At 71.0% G+C, this 21,957-nt stretch carries 16 protein-coding genes and 1 pseudogene; 9 read left to right on the forward strand and 8 right to left on the reverse strand.

The window, feature by feature from the left end:
* Nucleotides 1-17: 17 nt before the first annotated feature.
* Complete coding sequence (locus tag FHR38_RS10000; protein ID WP_246446411.1) at nt 18-1,538, reverse strand: MFS transporter; 1,521 nt, start codon at nt 1,536-1,538, stop codon at nt 18-20.
* Between the two features lie 128 nt (nt 1,539-1,666).
* Between FHR38_RS10000 and proB the strand changes: the two genes are divergently transcribed.
* The 3 genes from proB to FHR38_RS10015 all read left to right on the forward strand — a co-directional run bounded on the left by proB (nt 1,667) and on the right by FHR38_RS10015 (nt 4,867).
* Nucleotides 1,667-2,776 carry a glutamate 5-kinase gene (gene proB / locus FHR38_RS10005; RefSeq protein ID WP_184534407.1) on the forward strand — a complete coding sequence of 370 codons (1,110 nt, stop codon included), beginning with the start codon at nt 1,667-1,669 and terminating at the stop codon, nt 2,774-2,776.
* Nucleotides 2,777-2,868: 92 nt separating this feature from the next.
* On the forward strand, nt 2,869-4,113 hold the full coding sequence (locus tag FHR38_RS10010; RefSeq protein ID WP_184534408.1) for a glutamate-5-semialdehyde dehydrogenase: 1,245 nt from the start codon (nt 2,869-2,871) through the stop codon (nt 4,111-4,113).
* A gap of 10 nt (nt 4,114-4,123) precedes the next feature.
* A complete protein-coding gene (locus FHR38_RS10015) occupies nt 4,124-4,867 on the forward strand; it encodes a hypothetical protein (RefSeq protein WP_184534409.1) in 744 nt (247 codons plus the stop codon).
* 18 nt (nt 4,868-4,885) lie between these two features.
* Here FHR38_RS10015 and moeZ read toward each other — a convergent pair whose 3' ends face one another.
* The 4 genes from moeZ to FHR38_RS10035 all read right to left on the reverse strand — a co-directional run bounded on the left by moeZ (nt 4,886) and on the right by FHR38_RS10035 (nt 11,129).
* Nucleotides 4,886-6,067: an adenylyltransferase/sulfurtransferase MoeZ gene (moeZ, locus tag FHR38_RS10020; protein ID WP_184534410.1), complete on the reverse strand. Its 1,182-nt coding sequence runs from the start codon at nt 6,065-6,067 to the stop codon at nt 4,886-4,888.
* 208 nt (nt 6,068-6,275) lie between these two features.
* Nucleotides 6,276-7,331 carry a DUF3152 domain-containing protein gene (locus FHR38_RS10025; protein ID WP_246446413.1) on the reverse strand — a complete coding sequence of 352 codons (1,056 nt, stop codon included), beginning with the start codon at nt 7,329-7,331 and terminating at the stop codon, nt 6,276-6,278.
* Nucleotides 7,332-7,418: 87 nt separating this feature from the next.
* A complete protein-coding gene (locus tag FHR38_RS10030) occupies nt 7,419-8,315 on the reverse strand; it encodes a DUF3152 domain-containing protein (RefSeq protein WP_184534411.1) in 897 nt (298 codons plus the stop codon).
* 78 nt (nt 8,316-8,393) lie between these two features.
* Nucleotides 8,394-11,129, reverse strand: coding sequence for a hypothetical protein (locus FHR38_RS10035; protein ID WP_184534412.1), 2,736 nt, complete (start codon nt 11,127-11,129; stop codon nt 8,394-8,396).
* A gap of 147 nt (nt 11,130-11,276) precedes the next feature.
* Between FHR38_RS10035 and FHR38_RS10040 the strand changes: the two genes are divergently transcribed.
* Entirely contained in the window at nt 11,277-11,915 is a 639-nt protein-coding gene (locus FHR38_RS10040) for a TetR/AcrR family transcriptional regulator (RefSeq protein ID WP_184534413.1), read from the forward strand.
* Between the two features lie 65 nt (nt 11,916-11,980).
* Nucleotides 11,981-12,205, forward strand: a complete 225-nt coding sequence (locus tag FHR38_RS10045) for a DUF3107 domain-containing protein (RefSeq protein WP_184534414.1) — start codon at nt 11,981-11,983, stop codon at nt 12,203-12,205.
* A gap of 139 nt (nt 12,206-12,344) precedes the next feature.
* Here the strand turns inward: FHR38_RS10045 and FHR38_RS10050 are convergent, their stop codons facing one another.
* Nucleotides 12,345-13,106: a ferritin-like fold-containing protein gene (locus tag FHR38_RS10050; protein ID WP_312882013.1), complete on the reverse strand. Its 762-nt coding sequence runs from the start codon at nt 13,104-13,106 to the stop codon at nt 12,345-12,347.
* 324 nt (nt 13,107-13,430) lie between these two features.
* Here FHR38_RS10050 and FHR38_RS10055 point away from each other — a divergent pair, with 324 nt between their 5' ends.
* The 3 genes and pseudogenes from FHR38_RS10055 to FHR38_RS10065 form a co-directional block, all read left to right on the forward strand.
* Complete coding sequence (locus tag FHR38_RS10055; protein ID WP_184534415.1) at nt 13,431-15,113, forward strand: DEAD/DEAH box helicase; 1,683 nt, start codon at nt 13,431-13,433, stop codon at nt 15,111-15,113.
* A 350-nt stretch (nt 15,114-15,463) separates the two neighbouring features.
* On the forward strand, nt 15,464-16,660 hold the full coding sequence (locus FHR38_RS10060; protein ID WP_184534416.1) for a class I SAM-dependent methyltransferase: 1,197 nt from the start codon (nt 15,464-15,466) through the stop codon (nt 16,658-16,660).
* Nucleotides 16,661-16,910: 250 nt separating this feature from the next.
* A pseudogene (locus FHR38_RS10065) lies at nt 16,911-17,327 on the forward strand (helix-turn-helix domain-containing protein); the annotation flags it as partial.
* Nucleotides 17,328-17,415: 88 nt separating this feature from the next.
* Here FHR38_RS10065 and FHR38_RS10070 read toward each other — a convergent pair.
* Nucleotides 17,416-18,360, reverse strand: coding sequence for a DUF8832 domain-containing protein (locus FHR38_RS10070; RefSeq protein WP_184534418.1), 945 nt, complete (start codon nt 18,358-18,360; stop codon nt 17,416-17,418).
* Between the two features lie 159 nt (nt 18,361-18,519).
* Between FHR38_RS10070 and FHR38_RS10075 the strand changes: the two genes are divergently transcribed.
* Nucleotides 18,520-19,482 carry a C40 family peptidase gene (locus tag FHR38_RS10075; protein WP_184534419.1) on the forward strand — a complete coding sequence of 321 codons (963 nt, stop codon included), beginning with the start codon at nt 18,520-18,522 and terminating at the stop codon, nt 19,480-19,482.
* A gap of 85 nt (nt 19,483-19,567) precedes the next feature.
* Here FHR38_RS10075 and FHR38_RS10080 read toward each other — a convergent pair whose 3' ends face one another.
* On the reverse strand, nt 19,568-21,769 hold the full coding sequence (locus FHR38_RS10080; protein WP_184534420.1) for a RecQ family ATP-dependent DNA helicase: 2,202 nt from the start codon (nt 21,767-21,769) through the stop codon (nt 19,568-19,570).
* Nucleotides 21,770-21,957 lie beyond the last annotated feature (188 nt).

The following is a 21,957-nucleotide window of genomic DNA, read 5'->3' on the forward strand; positions in this document are numbered from 1 at the left end:
GTCAGCCCGGTCGGAGATCACTCGCTGACCCGCTCAGCCGCCGGCGCGCCGGGACTCCGCTCGGCCGCTGCCATCCGTTCCGCTGCCATCCGTTCCGCTGCCATCCGTTCCGCCTCGGCGAGCCGCTCGGCGGTCAGGTCGTAGCCGCGCAGCAGCAGCACCGCGAACCCGACCAGCACGGCGGGCAGCACGGTGAAGCCGAGCAGCACCCCCAGCCGGGCCGAGTCGGACTGCACCGCCGTCGTACCGGTGGCCGACGAGGCGTACCCGGAGATCTGGAGGACCAGCCCGTAGATCCCCGGGCCGAGGGCCAGGCCGAAGGTCTCCCCCGCCGTCCACAGCCCGGTGAAGACGCCCGCCTGTCGCCGGCCGGTACGCGCCGCGTCGTACGCGATGCAGTCCGGCAGCATGGCCAGCGCGAACACCTGCTGCCCGGCGTAACCGCAGCCGATGGCGGCGACCAGCGCGTAGACCGCGACCGGCGGCAGCATCGGCGCGACGACCAGGGCGAGTGCCCCCACCGCGAAGATCGCGGAGGCCCAGCAGAAGGCCGGTAGCTTGCCGAGCCGGGCCCCCACCCGGCTCCAGACCGGCATCACCAGCAGAGCTGGCCCGACGAAACAGGCGAAGAGAACGGTCGGGCCGGCGGCGGAGCCACCCAGGACGTGATCCGCGAAGTAGTTGACCCCGGCCAGGATGGTGGCGATCCCCGCCGACTGGACGACGAAACAGATCAGCAGCACCCGGAACGGCCGATTTCGGGCCGCAACCGCGAGCTGGGCCCGAAAACTCGCCCCGGCCGACTCGTCCCGGTCGGCCGCCGTCCCGTCCCGGCTGGTTGCCGTCCCGTCCCAGTCGGCAGCCGTCGCGTCCCGGCTGGTCGCCACCTCGCCACCGGAAGCGGACCGAGTTGCCGTGCCGAGAAACGAGCCGACCGTCCCGAGCACGATCAGCGCGGCCACGAACAGTCCCATCCAGCGGTAACCCGGAATACCCTGGCCACCGGCGGCGACCACGGCCGGAGCGAGCGCGCCGGAGACCAGGATGGTCAGCGCCAGCACCGCGATCCGCCAGGTCATCAACCGGGTGCGCTCCTGGTAGCCGGTGGTCAGTTCGGCCGGCATCGCCACGTACGGCACCTGGAAGAAGGCGAACGCGGTCGCGGTGGCCAGGAAGGCGAAGGCGACGTACGCCCCGGCCCCCGGGCCGGTGCCGAACGGCGCGGCGAAGATGGCCGCGAAGAGCACCGCCAGGGCGAGCCCCGCCCCCAGGAGGTACGGCCGGCGGGCACCCCAGCGGGACCGGGTCCGGTCGGAGACCCGTCCGGCGATCGGATTCACCAGCACGTCCCACGCCTTCGGGCCGAGCACCAGCAGGGCGGCGACACCGGCCGCGACGCCCATGGTGTCGGTCAGGTACGGCAGCAGCAGCAACCCGGGCACGGTGCCGAACGCGCCGGTGACCAGCGAGCCGGAGGCGTAGCCGAGGTGCACCCGGCGCGGCAGTACATGGTCCCGGACGGGCGGCGACACTGACATGAACCTGAGTTTCATCCATGTTCCAGGTCCCCGGAATCCTCCGAAGATCCCCTGTCAGGGGCGCGGACGACCGCCACGATGTGGGAGGTGCGCGTCCTGGACCGGCCCCCACCACGCAGAATGGGCGGGTGCGGGAAACAGTCACGGCAGCCCAGCGGATCGTGGTCAAGGTCGGCTCGTCGTCCCTGACCACCACGGAGGGCGGGCTGGACACCGCGCGGATGGACGCCCTCACCGGCGTACTCGGTGGCCTGGTGGCCGAGGGCCGGGAGGTCGTACTGGTCTCGTCCGGGGCGATCGCCGCCGGGCTGGCCCCGCTCGGCCTGCGTCGCCGTCCCCGGGACCTGGCCACCCAGCAGGCCGCCGCCAGCGTCGGGCAGGGGCTGCTGATCGGGCACTACGCCGCCAGCTTCGCGCGGCAGGGGCTGACCGTCGGGCAGGTGCTGCTCACCGTCGACGACGTCACCCGTCGCGCGCACTACCGCAACGCGTACCGGACCCTGCGCAAACTGCTCGACCTGCGGGCCGTACCGATCGTCAACGAGAACGACACGGTCGCCACCGACGAGATCCGGTTTGGCGACAACGACCGGCTCGCCGCACTGGTCGCCGCCCTGGTCCACGCCGACCTGCTGGTGCTCCTCTCCGACGTGGACGCGCTCTACACCGGTGATCCGGCCCAGCCGGGCACCAGCCGGATCGCGGAGGTCCACGACGCCGCCGATCTCGCCGGGGTCGCGATCGGCCGGGCTGGCAAGGCAGGCGTCGGCACCGGCGGCATGGTCACCAAGGTCGAGGCAGCCCGGATCGCCACCGGCTTCGGCATCCCGGTGGTGCTGACCGCCGCACCGCTGGCCGCCGAGGCCCTCGCCGGTCACCCGGTGGGCACCTACTTCCACCGGGTACGACAGCGGCCGGCGGCCCGGCTCTTCTGGTTGGCGCACGCCACCTCGCCCCGGGGCCGACTACACCTGGACCCGGGGGCGGTGCAGGCGGTGGTGGACCGCCGTAAGTCGTTGTTGCCTGCCGGGATCACCGCCGTGGACGGTGCCTTCACCGCCGGCGACCCGGTCGACCTGGTGGACACCACCGGTGCGCCGGTGGCCCGAGGGCTGGTCAACTACGACGCGGTGGAGTTACCCGGTCTGCTCGGGCGGTCCACCGGGGAACTCGCCGCCGCCCTCGGCCCCGCCTACGAACGTGAGGTCGTCCACCGCGACGACCTCGTCCTGCTGTAAGTAAGGGCTCGTACAGATTGCTGTAAGGAAGGGCTCGCGCAGAAACCGAGAAGGAGGGGCCCTTCCTGACATCCCCGGAGAAGGAGAGCACGATGAGCGTCACGGAGCAGGCGCGGCGGGCCCGCGAGGCGGCGAGCATGCTCGCCACGGCCACCCGTTCCGTCAAGGACGGCGCGCTGCACGCGATGGCCGACGCGCTGGTCGCCCGTACCCCGGAGATCCTGACCGCGAACGAGGCGGACCTGGCGGCGGGGCGCGAAGCCGGCCTGTCGACGGCGGTCCTGGACCGGCTGGCGCTGAGCGCCGAGCGGATGGCCGGGATCGCCGACGCGCTGCGGCAGATGGCGGCGCTGCCCGACCCGGTCGGCGAGGTGGTACGCGGTAGCACGCTGCCCAACGGCCTGGAGCTGCGGCAGATCCGGGTGCCGTTCGGGGTGGTCGGAATCATCTACGAGGCGCGGCCGAACGTGACCGTGGACGCGGCCGGCATCTGTCTCAAGTCCGGCAACGCGGCACTGCTACGCGGCTCGTCGTCGGCGGTCCGCTCCAACGCGGCGCTGGTGGCGGTGCTGCGCGACGCGGTGGCCGGGGCCGGTCTGCCGGCCGACGCCGTCCAACTGCTGGACGCCACGTCCCGCGACTCGGTCAAGGAGCTGATGCGGGCCCGAGGGCTGGTCGACGTGTTGATCCCGCGCGGCGGCGCGTCGCTGATCAGGACGGTGGTCGAGGAGTCGACCGTGCCGGTGATCGAGACCGGGGTGGGCAACTGCCACGTCTACGTGGACGCCGCCGCCGACCTGCAGAAGGCGGTGGCGGTCACCCTCAACGCCAAGACCCAGCGCCTGTCGACCTGCAACACGGCAGAGTCCCTGCTGGTGCACGCCGACATCGCCGACGTGTTCCTGCCGGCCGTGCTGGCCGCGTTCGCCGAGGCCGGCGTGACCGTGCACGGCGACGAGCGGGTGCGGGCCTACTCCGACGCGGTCGTGCCGGTGAGCGAGGAGGATTTCGGGACCGAATACCTCTCCGCGGACATCTCGGCCGCCGTCGTCGACTCGCTCGCCGACGCGGTCGGGCACATCCGGCGGTACGGATCAGGGCACACCGAGGCGATCGTCACCGACTCGGCGGTGGCTGCCCGGGAATTCGTGGCCCGGGTCGACTCGGCGGCGGTGATGGTCAACGCCTCCACCCGGTTCACCGACGGTGGCGAGTTCGGCTTCGGTGCCGAGATCGGCATCTCCACCCAGAAGCTGCACGCCCGGGGACCGATGGGCCTGCCGGAGCTGACCTCCACCAAGTACGTGGTGACCGGCGACGGGCACATTCGCACCTAGTCTGTCCGACATGGACGATCATTCGCCGCATCAGCGGACCGCCGACTCGCGCCCGGAGCCGGCCGAGTCGGCGGCGGGGACAGTCATCGACCGACCACAGGCGGCGCGGCTCGACCGCATCCGAGCCACCTTCGCGCAGCTCAAGACGGTGGAAGCCGAGTGCGGATTCGGCGTGCTCCTCGCTGACGGGACGCCCCTGGAGCCGATCCCCGGTATCCCCGAAGCAGCCTTCGAGGTGTTTCGGATCGTCGGCGGGATCGAAGGAAGCAACTTCCGGTTCGAGCCGCCCCCGGAGTTGGGCAGTGCGGCGGTCTTCCAGGCCAATCCCCATGATCCGCACGATCCGATGGGTCCGAACCTGCCCATCGGCTGTGAGCTGCACAGCGTACCCAGGTGGCTGCGCGGCGAAATCAGGGGCGAGGGCATCTACCTCGACCTCACTGACGGTGACGTCTACCACTTCGACCCGGACGAGTACGTGTTCTGCTACGAGCATCCGGACGAGGATCTGGAGATCCACATCTTCGCGCCCGACATCGTCACCTTCTTCGACGAGTTCGTGCTGGGCCCCCGATACCTCGAACTGGTTGACACCGTCCTGTGGCCGGGGGCCCGGGAGCACCGGGTGCGGAAGGGCCGATTCCGGGGTCAGTACGAGGACACCTGGCTACGTCTGCTGGTGACCGCCGGAGTGGTTGACGGTCAGGAAGGGCCCCTTCCAGGGCAGAAAGCGACAAGAAGGGACCCCTCCTGACGTCAATACGTCAATACGTCAGTACGCGGGCAGCGACGGATCGATGTGCTTGATCCAAGAGAGCACACCGCCCTGGACGTGTACGGCGTCGCGGAACCCGGCCGCCTTGAGCGCGGCCAGCGCCTCGGCGGAGCGTACGCCGGACTTGCAGTGCAGCACGATCTGCCGGTCCTGAGGGAGCTGAGCCAGCGCCGCACCGGAGAGGATCTCGCCCTTGGGGATCAGCGTCGCCCCGGGGATGCGGACGATCTCGTACTCGGCCGGCTCCCGGACGTCCACCAGGAAATGGTCCTTGCCGCTGTCCTGCCACTCCTTCAGTTCCTGCGCGGTGATGGTGGCGTCGACCACCGCCGCCTCGGCCTCCGGCGAGACCGCGCCGCAGAAGTCGTCGTAGTCCTCCAGCAGGTCGGTGACCGTGGGGTTCTCCCCGCACAGCGCGCAGGCCGGATCCTTCCGGACCTTGATCTGCCGGTACGACATCTCCAGGGCGTCGTAGACCATCAGCCGGCCGACCAACGGCTCGCCGACGCCGGTAAGCAGCTTGATCGCCTCGGTGACCTGGATCGAGCCGACCGAGGCACAGAGCACACCGAGCACGCCGCCCTCGGCACAGGAGGGCACCATCCCCGGCGGCGGGGGCTCCGGGTAGAGGCAGCGGTAGCAGGGGCCGTGCTCGGCCCAGAACACCGACGCCTGACCGTCGAACCGGTAGATCGACCCCCAGACGTACGGCTTGCCGAGCAGCACCGCCGCGTCGTTGACCATGTATCGGGTGGCGAAATTGTCCGTCCCGTCGACGATCAGGTCGTACTGGGCGAAGATGTCCCGGACGTTGTCCCGATCCAGCGCGGTGTTGTGGATCACCACGTCGACCAACGGGTTGATCTCCCGTACGGTCGCTGCCGCCGACTCGGCCTTCGGCCGGCCGATGTCGGACTGGCCGTGGATGACCTGGCGTTGGAGGTTGGACTCGTCGACGATGTCGAAGTCGATGATGCCCAGGGTGCCGACCCCGGCGGCGGCGAGGTACATCAGCGCGGGCGATCCGAGGCCACCGGCCCCGACACAGAGCACCCGGGCGTTCTTCAGCCGCTTCTGCCCCTCGACCCCGACATCCGGGATGATCAGGTGGCGCGAGTAGCGGCGGATCTCGTCGACGGTCAACTCGGCGGCGGGCTCGACGAGTGGGGGCAGCGACACGGTGGACTCCCCGGTTGCGGTCCTCGCTCAGCGGCAGGCTGAGCATGACGGTGTGGCATGTCGGGCCATTGTCGCTCGCCACCCCGCGCATCGACCATGAGGCGGAACACCTGCCCGCCATCCGGGATCGGGAATAGACCACCGGTGCCGGCTCTGTACGCGGCGGCAGCACGACGCCGGCCGCAGCCGCACCACTCGCGAGAACCGGTCATTGCACCGCCGGGCCCGCATACCGCCGGCCGTTCGGGTACGGCCAGCCGTTGGCCCGGCACCCCGACAACCCGTACGTCTGTTGTTGCATCACCGGTGCCAGCCGGCCCTCGCCCGGACACGCCTCGTGTCCCGCACCGAGTTCGTGCCCCACCTCGTGGTTGACCGCATACGCCCGGTAGACGTCCAGCACCGCGCCGTACTCCGGCACTCCGGTCAGCCAGCGGGCGAGGTTGATGATCACCTTGCCCGGCACCTGGCATGAGGTGAACCGCTCGGTCTGCAACCCGCCGGCCGCACACATGCGTTCCGAGGTGGCCGGGGTGGCGAGGTAGACGGTGAAGTCGGCGGCGGAAGTGCCGGAAACCCGGCGCAGCCGCAACTCGCGGGAGGCGGTCCAGCCCCGGGAATCGCCGAGGATCACGTCGACCGCAGCCGCGAAGGTCGCGGCCCGCTGGCCAGTCCCGTCCTCGACCGCCACCCGGTAGTGGCGTACCGGCCCGGCGACGCCGCGTACCCGCGGCTGGCCGGTGGCGTACCGGAAGGTGCCCGGCCCGGTCTCGGGGTAGTCGGCGGTGGGGGCGCTCACCGGTCGTCCCGAGGCTGGCGGACCGGTCCCGGTGCCGGGTTCGCCACCGGGATCCCGAGGTCCGCCGCCCGGACCTGCGGACCCGACCACAGGCCCGGTGGGCGCGACACCGGAACCGGCGTCGGACGGGTCGATCGGGTCGGGCCAGTTGTGCGGAACGCCAGCGAGGTCCGATCCGAAAGGCGGAAGGCCCAGTAGCGGCGTTGGTCTACCCAGCGGGGTGGGATCACCGGTCGACCGGCCCGGGGTTCGGGTCGGGGACCCACCCCGGGTCAGGTCTGCGCCGACCAGGCCGGCGGCGATGAGCAAGACGGCCAGCACCGCCGTACGTCGACGGCGACGTCGCATCCGGCGGGCCCGGAACGGGTCCGGACCGATCGGCAGCCACCACCCGAAGGCCGGCACCGGCGCGGCCGGCGGTTCGGCCCCCGGGCGACTACGAGCGGGATGATGCGGATGCGTCATCATGGCGCACACAGAGTGTCACGACAGCTAGCGACAACCAGTAAGCGACGCGCCGACTATCCGGTTATTGCCGGATATCGCCTACTGTCACAGCGGTGGGCCGGCGTACCGCTTCCCGTTCACGTACGGCCACGGATTGGCGACACAGCCCCGGAGGAAAAGGGTCTGCTGCATCATGACCGGAGCGGTCCTACCGGCCCCCGGGCAGCGCTCGTGCCCGTGGCCCAACTCGTGGCCGACCTCGTGGTTCACCACGTACAGCCGGTAGCGGTCCAGCGGCACCTTGGCGGCGACGAAGTGCGGCACCGACTTGCGCCACCGGTCCAGGTTGAGGATCACCCTGCCCGGTGCTCGACAGGACGTGTACGGCTTCCCGTTCAGCCGGATGTCCACGTACCCGGCCTGGCACATCCGGCCAGCGGTGCTGGCGGTGGCCAGGTAGACGGTGAAGTCGTGACGCGACCCGTCGGGTACCCGCTGCAGGCGTAGCTGGCCGCTGCCGATCCAGCTGGCCGGATCACCCAACGCCCGGTCGACCGCCGCAGCGAACTCCTCGATGTCCTCGTTCGCGCCCTGTTCCACCGCGACCCGGAACCGCTGCAACGTCCCGGAACGCCCCCACACCGGCCCGCCGGTCCGGGCGTAGTCGAATCGCCCGGTCCCGGTGCCAGGCACCGTTCCGGGGAGCTGAAGCACCAACTCGGGACTTGGCGTCGGCGTCGGGGTGGCGACCGTGGGAGTGGCGACAGTGGACGGGGCGGGGGCGGTGTCGGGCACACCGCTGTGGTCGGCCGGTTGCGCCACATCATGCGCCTGGTCGTTGCCGCCCGGAAGCCGGTTGGTCACCGAGAGCAGGACCGCTCCGCCGCCCAGGAGCAGTACGACCACGGCCAGTAGTCCGCTCCACCGGATGTGCCGCCGGGCGGCGCGCTGAGCCGATGGTTTCGAATGGGAGTGAGGTTCGGTAGGGGGTTGCTTCTGCATCGCTTGGGTAGACGCTCCGCATGGTGGCTGACGTTGCATGATCACCACACGCTCCCGATGTGATCCGGATCGCGCGGGTCAGGCGAGGAGGGCTTCCAACCGTCGATTGACCGCCGCGAGGGTGGCCCGGACGACCGCCTGCCGGGGATCGCCGGAGACGAGCGCCGAGCCGGCGAGTTGCTCGACCCAGCCGTCACAGACCAGCAGGACGACCACGGTGGCCACCTCGCAGTTGCCAAAGGGGATGACCGCGACATGCTCCACGAAGCATCTACCCCGCTCGCTGACCCGGCTCGACCTGTCCAGCAGTTCGTCGATCGCGGTGCCGGCAGCGGTCGCACACAGTCGCAGTACGTACCCGTCGACCGCCGGCCCGGTAGCCAGTCCGGCCGCCCGTCGGCCGCCCGCAGCGACCCGAACCTCCACCGTGGCGTCGAGGCCGAAGGTGCTCACCTGGACGTGGTCGATGACGACCCGGGGGCCCGGGGGCCCGTCCGGGTTGAGCGGCCGTGAGGGTGCTGTCTCGGTGGTGGTGACCTGTCCCCCCGAGTACGACGTGCCAGCGGTGAGTGGCCCGCCCGGGGGTGTCCCGATGGGGCCCGGTGCCGTCACCTGGTCGGGAACGGCGGTGTTGGCGGAGGGTCCCCCGACGGTGGCACGCCCCTGGTGTGGGGGGGAGGCCTGACGACGGCGACGTGGGACGTTCGCCAACGGGTCGATCGGTGCGCTCGTAGCGGCCGGTTCCCGGCGGTCCGCCGCTGACCGTGCGGCCCGGTAGCTGGTCGCCGGGGCGGGCGGTTCAGCCGATGCTGGCCGATACGGTGCGGCGGTCCGCTCCATCCGTCCGGGACGGTACGGCGTGGCGGGTGGTTCCGGCGCGGACCGATAGGGCGCGGCTGCGGGGGCGGAGAGACCGGGTACGTTCTGCGGTGCCGCTGCGAGCCCCATCCGTTCCTGGAGCAGTCGGGCGACCTGGCGGCTCACCTCGGCCGGGTCGGCACCGTCGGAAAGGTCCAGTCGCAGACTGTGGGCTCCGGCGGGAGTGGTCCGCAGGGACGCACCCCGCACCCCGGCGACATCGCGTACGGCGTCGAGGATCGCGTCGACGTCGAATCCCTCGGGACGCTCCAACTGCGACGGTTCGTCCTCCCGTCGCAGATGTGTGGCGATCCGGGCCAGCTCCGGAGCTTCGGTCGAGGGTTCCACCGCTGGCGGCTCGGGCACCGTGGGTACATCCGGCTCGGCGGGGACCCGTTGCGGCAACGCGGCTGTCGACGAATCGGCCGGGCCGGACGGCTGGTCAGGCACTGGCGACTGGTCAGGCACCGGCGGCTGGTCAGGCACTGGCAACTGGTCAGGCACCGGCGGTACGGCCGGGTAACGGTTACCCCCGCTCGACGGCGGATACGGCTCGCGCTGCCTCGGCGCGACGACCGGCTCCTCACCACCGAGCGGATATCCCGATCGGGCCGCTACGGGCTCGGTGGCCGGGGGCACTGGCTCGGACCAGCGAGGTGCCCATTCGTCACCGGAACGACGGGCAGGCTGGGCAAACCGGGGAGTCTCGGGCTGCGCGGCAGCGGCCCGCCCCGGATCAGGCGACGACGCGGCGGGTCGCCCGGAGTCAGGCGACGACGCAGCGGCCCGCCCCGGATCAGGCGTCGGTGCGGCGGGCCGCCCGGAGTCAGGCGTCGGCACGGCGGGATGTGGAAAGGCCGGCGCCCAGGGCGGTGCCCACCCTGAGTGGGAACCGTCGGCCGCTGCCGCCCCGGTCCCGGGCTGCTCGCTCACTGCCCTCGGCACCCATCCGGAGGGCTCGGGCGGCTGGTAGGCGCGGTCCGACTGCCAGCCTTGATCCGGAATCCGCTGCCGGGACACCACCTCGGGCTCGACCTGGTCGGACTCCCAGGCACTTCCGTCCGGCCTGCTCGCCGGCCCAGGCGAGGTCGATGGCCCGTAGCCGGTTGCCGGCCGGAAGCCTGGCGGAGCCTCGTACGACGATTGCGCCGCAGGCGGTCCAGCCTCGTAGCTCGGCTGTCGGTATCCCGCCGGTTCCCCGGCTGCCGGCACCGGGCTGGCCGGCCAGCGGGTGGGCTCTCCGCCCGATCCGACGCCTCCAGATCTGGCGCCCCGCGGCCCGGGATCGTCGTCCAGAGCATGCCGGGCCGACTCGGTCTCGTCGGTCATCTCCATCGCGGGCTGCGACTCGGACAGGCCGGTACGGTCGGGCACCGGTGCCGGGCGCTGGGCTGGAAAGGCCAACCGCTCGTGGGCAGGGGCCGGGGCGTGGTTCGCGACAGACTCCTCATGCGCACGGGGCGGTGCGCTGACCGGTTCCCGCAGCGCCACGGCGGGAGCGTCCACGTACCGCTCGCCGTGGCCAACGTTGGTGCTCGGCTGCTGGCCACCCTGATCGACGGGATCGGTGGCTTGGTGCCCCCCATGGCCGACCCCATTCGCCGCCTGCTGACCAGCATGGCCGACCCCATTCGCCGCCTGCTGACCTGCATGGCCGACGCCGTTGATTGGTTGGTGTCCGTTGGTGGCTGGCCGCTGCGCGACCGTCGGCAGTGTCGGTAGGTGGGAATAGCGCGTCGACCGCTCCGCCCAGGCCGGTACGGGCTGGGGCTCGCCCGCCTCCCGCCGCTGGGACCGGGTCGAATCGGCGTCGGGACCGTCGGTCGCGACCGGCTCGGACCACGCCGCGCCACCCGGGGCCCAACCGTTGGACAGTCGGGTCGGATCCCCTTCTGGTTCTGTCCCGTTGCCATTCTCACCGGATCCGGCAACCCCGGGTTGCCCTGTTTCGTCCACCGTGCGCTCCTTGGTCGCCCCCGCTGAGGCTACCGTGTGGTGACAGTGGCGATAAGTTACAGCGGCGGGCTATTTCGGCGATCGGACAGCCGGCACGATCGGTGCTGGCGAAAGGTCGGTCCCGCGTAAGCGAACTTGGAGGTGCCCATGACGGCAGCGGGCAACGGTGCACAGACGGCCGGCCGACCCACTCGCCTGCCCCGATCGGCACGGCGCAAGCAGCTGCTGGCGGCGGCGCAGGAGGTGTTCGTCGCGCAGGGCTACCACGCTGCCGCGATGGACGACATCGCCGAGCGAGCCGGCGTTTCCAAGCCGGTGCTCTACCAGCACTTTCCCGGCAAGCTGGAACTGTATCTGGCACTCCTGGACACTCACTGCGACGCCATCGTGGGCAAGGTGCACGAGGCGATGCAGGCGACGAACGACAACAAGGAACGGGTCAGCGGGGCGGTCCGCGCCTACTTCGACTTCGTGGATCACAAGAGCGAGGCGTTCCGCCTGGTCTTCGAATCGGACCTGCGCAACGAGCCGGCGGTACGGGAGCGGGTCGAACGCGTCGAACAGGGATGCATCGCCGCCATCACGGATACCATCATTTCGGACACCGGTGTAAACCGGCCCAGTGCCGAGCTGCTGGCCTCCGGATTGGTCGGCGCGGCGGAGACGGCCGCCCAGTTCTGGCTCGCCGGAGGCCGCAAGGTCCCCAAGGCCGAGGCGGAGGGCCTGCTGACCGCGCTCGCCTGGCGTGGCATAGCGGGCTTCCCGTTGCAGGGCGAGTCAGCCTGACGGTTGCCACCACTGATCGGCTAGCCTTCAACGGCGCAGTTTTCCGTCCAGGTGAGGAGGCCCCCGTGGAGGTCAAGATCGGCGTGCAGTACGCGCCCCGCGAGCTGGTTATGGAGAGCGCGCAGTCACCGGCTGAGATCGAGCAGATCGTGACCGAGGCACTCTCCGGGGCCAGCACCCTGACCCTGACCGACGAAAAGGGCCGGCGGGTGATCGTGCCGGTCGACAAGCTCGCCTATGTCGAGATCGCCGAGGCGGCTCCGCGTGCGGTCGGGTTCACCGTTCGCTGAACGGCTCCGGTCGGGTTCGCCGTTCGCTGGAACGGCTCCGGTCGGGTGCACCTGACGTACCCGGCCGACAGGGAACGGCGCCAACCGGTAGCGAACGACTTCGACCGGTTGGCCGGATCAGACAGCCGGTGGGCCTGAATCAGTTGTTCAGGCCCACCGCCGTCATCCGGGTGGTGTGTGCGGCGGTGAGCCGCCGGAAGAGTTCCTGCACCCCGGTCTGGTCGCTGGAGCCGGTCACGATCAGGGTGGCCAGGGCGGTCCGGTCACCTGCCACCCGCCCCGCCTGCGACAGCCCTTCACCAACCAGGCGTCGGGCCCACATGGACAGCCGGTTGGCCACCTTCGGGTCGGCGGCGATCGCAGCCCGGATCTCCTGCCCGGCGAAGTCGTCGTAGCGGGTGTCGTGCAGGACGTCGAGGACCAGTTGCCGGTCGGGTCCGGTGAGGAATCCGGCCACTTCCCGGAAGAAGTCGTCCGCGATCGCATCGCCGACGTACGCCTTGGTCACCGCCTCCAACCAGTCCTTCGGCTCGGTCGAGTCGTGGTACGCCTGGAGCGCCGTCACGTATGGCGTCATCGCGTCGTCCGGGGAGACCCTCAACTGAACCAACCGGTCGGCGAGCCGGCGGTAGTTGGTGATCTCCACCGCCGCCATCTCACTGAGGGCGGCCCGCCGCCGCAGGTCGGGCGCGAGTCGGGCATCGGCTGCCATCCGATCGAAGGCCAGCAGTTCGCCGTAGGCGACCAGGCCGAGCAGGTCGACGACGGCATCGATCGACTCCGGGACGGTGTCGGACAGTGACGCGTCGCCGGGTGGTGACGGTGCGGTTCTCGGGCTGATCGTGGCACCCGGGGCACGCTCGACAGGTGCTGACTCGGCGGGTTCGGTGGGGGCGGACACGCCCGCAGATTACCGCCCGGACCGGTCGAGAGGGTGCCGGTCGGCGTACTGGGCGAATGCTTGGCCAAGATGTGGCCAATGCCACACCGAAGGACCCCGCCGCACCGTCTTCCATCAGAGCCGGGGCGACGTTTGCCCGGCTCAGGTAACATGGACCAGTTACCGCAGGCCAACGAACTCATCAAACTTCCTGCCTGCGTCGCGCGTGCGGCCCGGTTCGACCCCGGCACAACAGCCGTCGAGCCGTGTGGCCCGCGCCATTACCGAAAACCGCGCCCTACTCCACTGGCGGGGCGCACCACGAGAGGGCACCCCCACAACCAAATGGACATTAACCACGAAACGGCAGGCCAGGATTTGGCCGCCATCGCGCCGGTACGCCCCGAGGCTCCTACATTTGCCGCCCTCGGCGCGCGCCAGGAGACCGTCGACGCGCTTGCCGCGGTAGGCATCACCCACGCCTTCGCCATCCAGGAGTACGCGCTGCCGATCGGGCTGCGCGGCACCGACCTGATCGGCCAGGCACCCACCGGCACCGGCAAGACCCTCGGCTTCGGCATTCCGCTGCTGGAGCGGGTCTTCGCCCCGGGTGAGGGCGGGGACGGTCTGCCCCAGGCGCTGGTCGTCGTACCCACCCGCGAACTGGGTCTCCAGGTCGCCAAGGACCTCGCCGCCGCTGGCAAGACCCGAGGAGTACGGGTCCTGCCGATCTACGGTGGCGTGGCCTACGAGCCACAGGTCGAAGCGCTCCGCCGAGGGGTGGAGATCCTGGTCGGTACCCCCGGCCGGCTGATGGACCTGGCCAAGCAGAAGCAACTACGCCTCGACCGGGTGCACGCGCTGGTCCTGGACGAGGCCGACCGGATGCTCGATCTGGGCTTCCTGGACGACGTCGAGAAGATTCTGGCGATGTTGCCCGAGGACCGGCAGACCATGCTCTTCTCGGCCACGATGCCCGATCCGATCGTTGCCCTGTCCCGGCGTTTCCTGCGCCATCCGGTGACGATCCACGCGGGCCACACCGCGGAGACCGGACCGTCGCCGCAGACGCAGCAACTGGTCTACCGGACCCACTCACTGAACAAGATCGAGATCGTCGCCCGCATCATGCAGGCGGAGGGTCGCGGCCTGACGATGATCTTCACTCGTACCAAGCGGGCCGCCGACCGGGTCGCCGAGGACCTCGACTTCCGCGGCTTCGCCGTGGCGGCCGTACACGGGGATCTCGGGCAGGGTGCGCGGGAGCGGGCACTGCGCGCCTTCCGAGCCGGAAAGATCGACATCCTGGTCGCCACCGACGTGGCGGCCCGAGGGCTGGACGTCACCGGCGTCACCCACGTCGTCAACTACGACTGCCCAGAGGACCAGGACACCTACACGCACCGGATCGGCCGGACCGGTCGAGCCGGCGCGAGCGGCGTGGCGGTGACCTTCGTCGACTGGGACGACATGCCGCGCTGGCGGATCATCGACAAGACGCTGGGGCTGGAGATGCCCGAGCCGCCGGAGACGTACCACACCTCCGCGCACCTCTACACCGATCTGAACATTCCGACCGACGTCGCCGGCACCCTGCCGACCGCCGAGCGCACCCGCGCCGGGCTCGCCGCCGAGGTCGAGGAGGACCTGGGCGGACGGTCCCGGGGCAGCGGGCGGCGTACGGAAGGTCCCGGCCGGGGCCGACAGTCCCGTCGCCGGGGCCCGGACGGTGGCACCGGCAGCACCACCGACTCCGACTCCGGCACCGAGGAGCCGTCGGAGGTCAGCCGCCCGCCGCGCCAGCGGCGTCGGCGCCGGGCCGGTCAACTCGTCAGCGGCGCCGAGGCCGGCGAGGCAGGTGCCGGTGAAGCAGTCCCCACCGAGGCGAGCCGGGTGGCCGGCGACGAGCCCGGCGGGGCGACGGAGGAGGCGAAGGCTCGGACCCGGCGTCGCCGCCGTCGCGGCGGCCGTGGGTCCCGCGGCGAGTCCGCCGCCGCCGCCTCGGACGCACCGGCAGCCGACGTCTGAGCCCTGGACACACCCGATGGTGTCGGGACCGGTTGGCGGTCGATGAAGGATCGGACAGGTGAGGTCGCCGCGCTCGTCGAGGCGGGCGCGGACGGCAACCGACCGACCGACCAAACTGCCGCCCGGATCCAAGACCACTCCTGCCAGCACACTGTCCTCACCGGGCTGATCGGGGCCATCGCCGGCGTCCCGATGGCCCCGGACACGTTGCTCGCGGACACCGCCCGCCATCGTGGCCACCGTCGACCGTCACGAACCAGGACCCCACGAGCGAATCGCCGTACGTGGTCGGCATTTTCGCCGGACGCCCCGACGACCACCGCTGATCTGCGGCGGCGCAGAATGTCGACATGCCGGAACCGCTGGATGTGGTGCTCGCCGAGGTGCGCGCCCTACTGCTCGATCCGGGGCTGACCCGGGCCGTGGCCGCCGGCCGACGCCGGGGGCGGCTCCCCTCGGTCGTACGCGCCGAACTGCGGCCGGTAGCCCTCAAGGGCGGTTCTCGGCTACAGATCGTCAGCTCCGACGGTAGCCGGCCGTACACCCGCAACGTGGTGCCGGGGCCGGAGGCGGAGGTGGCGGTCGACGCTCTGCTGGCCGAGCCGTTCGGCAACTGGCATGTGGAGACCACGGACACCACCATGCAGGTACGGGTGACCAAGAAGGGCGACGCGCAGGTGCACCGGGCGGCTGCCACCCGGCCGGCAGCGCCGCCAGCCGGGCACGACCGGGAGAAGGACTACCTGCTCGACCCGGGTGATCCGCTCTTCGCCGCGATCGGTGGCAGTGCCGCAAAGCGCCGTCAGGTCGACGCGTTCCTGCGGGCGTTGGCGGCCACGTTGCCCGACGACCTGACCGGGCCACTGCGGGTGGTGGACCTCGGCTGTGGAAACGCCTACCTGACGTTCGCGGCGTTCCGCTACCTGTCCGACCGGGGCATCGAGGTGGACCTGGTCGGGGTAGACGTACGCGAGGACCAGCGGCGGCGCAACACCGAACTGGCCACGGAACTGGGCTGCGCCGGTCGGGTACGGTTCGTGGCCGGCACGATCCTGGACGCCGTCGTCGACCCGGCTCCCGACCTGGTGCTCGCGCTGCACGCCTGCGACACGGCCACCGACGAGGCGCTGGCCCGGGCGGTGCGCTGGGGGGCCCGTTGGGTGCTGGCCGCCCCCTGCTGCCACCACGACCTCGCGGCGCAGTTGCGCGACCGGCCACCACCCGAGCCATACCAGTTGCTCACCCGACAGGGCATCCTGCGCGAGCGCTTCGCCGACGTACTCACCGATGCGCTGCGTGCGGCGCTGCTGCGGTTGCACGGTTACCGGGTCGAGGTGGTCGAGTTCGTCGACTCCCGCCACACCCCCCGCAATCTGCTGCTGCGGGCCCGGCGCACCGACTCGCCACCGACCGGGCAGCAACGGGACGAATACCGACGGCTGGTGACGCAATGGCAGGTCACACCACGACTGCTGACCCTGCTGGGCGCGGCCGAGGAGTCGGTGCAGCCCAGGTCGGAAGGGTCTGTCCCGGCGGATCGAGCCTGATCGGCCACTGGCCCGGTGTCCCGCTGCCCCCTCGCCAGCGGGACACCACTGCCGCACCGGCGAACCGGCCCGTGCACCGTCGGGGCCGACCGGGAGGGGCCGCGCACGGGGCCGACGACCAACGGTGGCATCCACAGTAGTCAGTCTCGTCTACGGGACCAACAGGTTGCACAGCCGAATCCATCGCACCGGACTACGCTCTAGCCCAACCCGCCGTGATCTGTCAGGAAGAGGTCGTCCCCTGGGTGCGATGAAGGCCGCCGACGAGTCACCACAGGCGGCGTTCTCCCAATTCGTACGGCAGGTCGTTGACCATGCTCGGGACGAGCGCGGCTGGACCGTCACCGATCTGGCCGCGCACACCCGGGTGGGGCGTTCCACGGTGTTCCGCTGGTTGGCCGGCGACTGGCACGACTATCCGGAGTTGGCCAAGGTGCGCGGCTTCTGCGAGGCCCTGGACGTGCCCGTTGTCGCCGCCTTCTGGGCGCTGGGCCTGCCCGACGCGTTACCCGTCGGCCAGTCGGACCGCCGCCGGGCCGCCGCCGAGGACGCCAGTTCGGTGGCGGCCGATGTGCGGACGATCATGGCTCGGCTGGCCGACCCAGCCGTACCGGTCGCAGAGAAGCAGCTGATCCGCGACATGTTGCGCCATCTGGCCCGACGACCCGATTCGACACGTACGACGCAGCCCGCCTCGACACGTACGACGCAGCCCGCCTCGACACGGACGGCGCGGCCCGGCTCGACACGTACGGTCAGGGCACCGTCAGTGTGAACTCGGCGGTCCGGACGACACCGGCCACCTGGAAGTCGAAGAAGAGGCGGTAGCTACCGGGGCTCGGCACCGACAGCCAGAACTTGACCGCGCCGCCGACCAACTGCTCCTCCGGATGGACGTGCACGTAGCCGAGGTCGCCCTGACGCAGCGCCACCAGGTGCCCGTACGCGCCGAGGTAGCGCTCGATCCCGCCGACCGGGCTGCCGTCCTGGAAGACCCGGAACAGCAGCGGCTGGGTCGCGTCGACCTGTGGGGTGCCCTCGTAGGTGACGGTGAAGCCGTCGACGGTGGCCTCCCGGACGGCGACGGGCAACGGCCGGGGCGCGTAGTCCCCAGCGGCCACCAGGTCGACGCCGAGGGTCGACGCCGTCTCCCGGCCCGCGTCGTCCCGGGCGGTGAAGTCGGCGTACGCCCGCCAGATGCCCGCCTCGGGCAGGGTCAGCGGAATGCTCCAGGTGCCGTCGGGGGCCATGCTCGGGTGCAGGTGCTGGAAGCCGGAGAGGTCCCGGCGTACGACGATCAGATGCATCGGCTTCTCGTGCACGACCGCGAAGTCGGTCACCGCCGTACGATCGGCACGCCGCACCTGGAAGCGGAGATCCTGCTGCCGGCCGACCGGATACGAAGTCGTGCTAGGCACCAGGGTGAACCCGCCCGCGCTGAGCGACAGCCCGCCCACCGCGCTGTCGGCTGCGCTGCCCGTCGTGCCGTTGCCGGCGTGCTCGTGTGGTGCGGTGCCGGGCGGGTGGAGGTGGCCGTCGTCGGCGGTGCCGCCAACCGAACCGCCGGCTGCCGGGGCGGCTCCGGTGTCGATCCGGCCGATGGCGAAGCCCGCCAGCAGGGCGAGCACCAGACCACCCAGCACCAGTGCCAGGCGGAGCGAGCCGAGGTCCAGGCCCGACCGGATCTGCTTAGCGGACATTTAGCACAAACTCCCTGAATGACCGAGTACACGACAACGCGCACCCCGACGACCATGGCAAACCGGCACCATCACGTCGAGGATACCCCCCTGCCGTATTGACATTCATTCATTTCCTGCTCACGTAGCCTTTGACGGACATAAATCGTTGTACCGATCGTGCCGACAACCACCTTGCCGCGCCGCGCTGCCACTCTGGCAGCCGGGGTGACCGTGGCCCTCGCGCTCGTACCTGTCCCCGCTCTCGCCGAACCACCGGACGAACCGGGTCCGGAACGGGTCGCCGCCTCCGCGGACGGCCTGGAAAAACTCGTCGAGGAGCACACCGACCTACAGGAGGAACTGCGCTACACCCGCGCCCGCATCGCGGCCCTCACCGATCAACTGGTCGCCCTGGAGTATCGGCTCAAGGCCCAACGCGACCAGATCGGGCGGATCGCGGTGACCCACCGCAGCCGGGGAACCAATCCGATGGCCAACCTGGCCGGGGCCCGGTCGAACACCAACCGGGTGGATCCGCTGCTGACCCTGGAGCGACTGGACCGCCGGCCGGAAGAAGTCGTCTCGGATCTGTCCCGAACCACCGAACGGCTACTCGCGGACCACCGCGTGGTACGGGACGAAATCGTCCTACAACGCGCCCGTGAGCAGCAACTCGCCGTACGGAACCAACAGATCGAGGCCGAGATCAGCCGGCTGAACCGGCTCCGCGCGGAGCAGGGGGGCGCGCCACCGGTTACCGAGCCGGGGACCGAACGGGCCCCCGCCCCGCCCCCGGCCGGCGCACGGGTGGTCCGGTTCGCCTACGCGCAACTGGGCAAGAACTACCGCTGGGCCGGCTCGGGCCCGAACGGTTACGACTGCTCCGGGCTGACCCTGGCTGCCTGGGCGACGGTCGGGGTGAAACTGCCCCACAACGCCGCGCAGCAGTGGCGGGTGGTGACCCGGATCAACCGGGCCGCACTCCGCCCTGGTGATCTGGTCTTCTACTACCGTCACATCGGACACGTCGGGATCTACGTGGGGAACGACAAGGTGATCCACTCTCCCCGGCCCGGCAAGCAGGTACGAGTCGACAAGACCGACTTCCAACCCGTACACGGCTACGGCCGACCCCGCTGACCGAGCGACGTCAGAAGGGGCTGTCCAGCGCTGGACAGCCCCTTCTGACGCAGGTGGTGTGACCCGGGTACTCCGGTCGGGCCGGTCAGCCGGCGATCGCCAGGGCCAGTGGCAGCACGCCCGGCGCGCCGGCCTGACGCAGCAGCCGGGACACCATGGTCATGGTCCAGCCCGAGTCGACCAGGTCGTCGACGAGCAGCACCGGACCGGTCACGCCAGACAGGGCGGCCACCAACTCGTCCGGAATGACGAAGGCGTCGTGCAGCGCGCGTACCCGCTGGGCGCTGTTGCCCCGCGCCCCGCCGTCCCGCGCGGCCGAATCCCGAGCCGGCACCTCCCCGAGCAGGGGCAGCCGGCCGACGGTGGCGATCCGTTCGGCCAGGCTACGTACCAGCCGGGGCCGGTGGGCCGACCCGACGGCGACCACCCCGACCGGCCGCTGCGCCCACCGGTCATCGCCGTGGGCCCACGCCTTCAGCACCTCGATCACCGCGCCGGCCACGTCGTCCGGCACCGGCCCGTCGGCCGCTTCCGGGCCGACCAGGGTACGCAGTCGCCCACCCCAGCCGAGGTCGGAGAGGCGCCCGACGGCCCGCCCCGGCAGCGCCTGCTCGTCCGGGCTGATCTTCCCGCGCAGGGACACGCCGACCGTCGCCAGTCCGGTGGGCCACATCTTCTTCGGCATGATCTCGGACCCGGGGCGACCGAGGAACGCCTGCGCGGCGGCGAGGGCCGGGGCCGACACGTCGGCGTCGTACTGCGGTCCGGCACAGCGGTCACACCGACCGCAGCGGGTGGCCCCGTCATCGTCCAGGCATCGGCGCAGGAACTCCATCCGGCAGCCGGTCGTTGCGGCGTACTCCCGCATGGCCTGCTGCTCGGCGGTGCGCGCCTGGGCGACGCGCCGCAACCGCTCGGCGTCGTAGTGCCACGGCTCGCCGGTGGCGAGCCAGCCGCCGCGCACCCGGCGGACCGCGCCGTCGACGTCGAGGACCTTGAGCATCAGTTCGAGTCGGGTACGGCGCAGGTCGACGATCGGTTCGAGGGCGGCTGTCGACAATGGACGGTCCTCGGGGAGCGCGTCGAGCACGGCCCGCACCTGGTGTTCCGGCGGGAACGCCAGCGAGGCGAAGTAGCGCCAGATCGCCTGGTCCTCGACCCCGGGCAGGAGCAGCACCTCGGCGTGCTCGACCGCCCGTCCGGCTCGGCCGACCTGCTGGTAGTACGCGATCGGGGAGGAGGGTGCGCCCAAATGCACCACGAAACCCAGGTCGGGCTTGTCGAAACCCATCCCCAGCGCCGAGGTGGCCACCAGCGCCTTGATCTTGTTGTCGAGCAGGTCCTGTTCGGCGGCCCGCCGGTCGGCGTCGTCATCCTGGCCGGTGTAGGAGGCCACACTGTAGCCCCGGGAGCGCAGGAACTCGGCCGTCTCCCCCGCCGCCGCGACGGTCAGGGTGTAGATGATGCCCGAGCCGGGAAGCTGGTCGAGGTGGTCGGCAAGCCAGCCGAGCCGGTGGGCCGGGCTGGGCAGATCGAGGACGGCCAGCCGCAACGACTCGCGGTCGAGCGGACCGCGCAGGACCAGGGCGTCGCTGAGCTGGGCACCAGGATCGTCGACCGGAGCGCCGACGGTGCGGGTCTCGGTGCTGAGCTGTTCGGCGACGTCGGCGGTGACCCGGCTGTTGGCGGTGGCGGTGGTGGCCAGTACCGGGGTGCCGGCCGGCAGGTTGGCCAGGAACGTGCGTAGCCGGCGGTAGTCCGGCCGGAAGTCGTGCCCCCAGTCAGATACGCAATGCGCCTCGTCGACCACGAGCAGCCCGGTGGTGGCCGCCAACTGGGGCAGGACGCTGTCCCGAAAGTCCGGATTGTTGAGCCGTTCCGGGCTGATCAGCAGTACGTCGACCCTGCCGGCGTGGATCTCCCCGGTGATCTCGTCCCACTCGTCCAGGTTCGCCGAGTTGATGGTGCGGGCGCGGATGCCGGCTCGGGCCGCCGACTCGACCTGGTTACGCATGAGCGCCAGCAGCGGCGAGACGATGACCGTCGGTCCGGTTCCGGCGGACCGGTCGTCCGGACCGGCGTCGAGGGCACGGAGCAGGGCGGTGGCCACGAAGTAGACCGCCGACTTTCCCCAACCGGTACGTTGCACGCAGAGCACCCGCCGCTTGTCGACCACCAGCGCCTCGATGGCCCGCCACTGGTCCTCCCGCAGCCGGGCCTGTTCGCCTGCCAACCGGCGCAGCACCGCCTCGGCCTGTTCCCGTACCGCCACCCGATCGACATCCATCCGGCATTTCTACCAGGATCGGACGGGGCATCACCGCCAGCCGGGTCGCCCGTCAACGCCCTGCTCGCACTCGGGCCACCGATCCGCCGGCTCGCCGGGTGTTCTGGCGACGGCCGCCGCGCCCGTTCCTGACCGCGATGGCCATCGGCACGATGCGTGGGGGTTTCCTGGCCGTCGGCTATCAACTG

It is taken from the genome of Micromonospora polyrhachis (assembly GCF_014203835.1).
Taxonomy (GTDB): domain Bacteria; phylum Actinomycetota; class Actinomycetes; order Mycobacteriales; family Micromonosporaceae; genus Micromonospora_H; species Micromonospora_H polyrhachis.

Excerpts from the sequence above, each read along its gene's own strand:
- FHR38_RS10025 (WP_246446413.1), bottom strand. The coding sequence starts at position 7,331 with ATGACGCATCCGCATCATCCCGCTCGTAGTCGCCCGGGGGCCGAACCG.
- FHR38_RS10080 (WP_184534420.1), bottom strand. The coding sequence starts at position 21,769 with ATGGATGTCGATCGGGTGGCGGTACGGGAACAGGCCGAGGCGGTGCTG.
- FHR38_RS10030 (WP_184534411.1), bottom strand. The coding sequence starts at position 8,315 with ATGCAGAAGCAACCCCCTACCGAACCTCACTCCCATTCGAAACCATCG.
- FHR38_RS10000 (WP_246446411.1), bottom strand. The coding sequence starts at position 1,538 with ATGTCAGTGTCGCCGCCCGTCCGGGACCATGTACTGCCGCGCCGGGTG.
- FHR38_RS10040 (WP_184534413.1), top strand. The coding sequence starts at position 11,277 with ATGACGGCAGCGGGCAACGGTGCACAGACGGCCGGCCGACCCACTCGC.
- FHR38_RS10015 (WP_184534409.1), top strand. The coding sequence starts at position 4,124 with ATGGACGATCATTCGCCGCATCAGCGGACCGCCGACTCGCGCCCGGAG.
- FHR38_RS10070 (WP_184534418.1), bottom strand. The coding sequence starts at position 18,360 with ATGTCCGCTAAGCAGATCCGGTCGGGCCTGGACCTCGGCTCGCTCCGC.
- FHR38_RS10060 (WP_184534416.1), top strand. The coding sequence starts at position 15,464 with ATGCCGGAACCGCTGGATGTGGTGCTCGCCGAGGTGCGCGCCCTACTG.
- FHR38_RS10010 (WP_184534408.1), top strand. The coding sequence starts at position 2,869 with ATGAGCGTCACGGAGCAGGCGCGGCGGGCCCGCGAGGCGGCGAGCATG.
- FHR38_RS10055 (WP_184534415.1), top strand. The coding sequence starts at position 13,431 with ATGGACATTAACCACGAAACGGCAGGCCAGGATTTGGCCGCCATCGCG.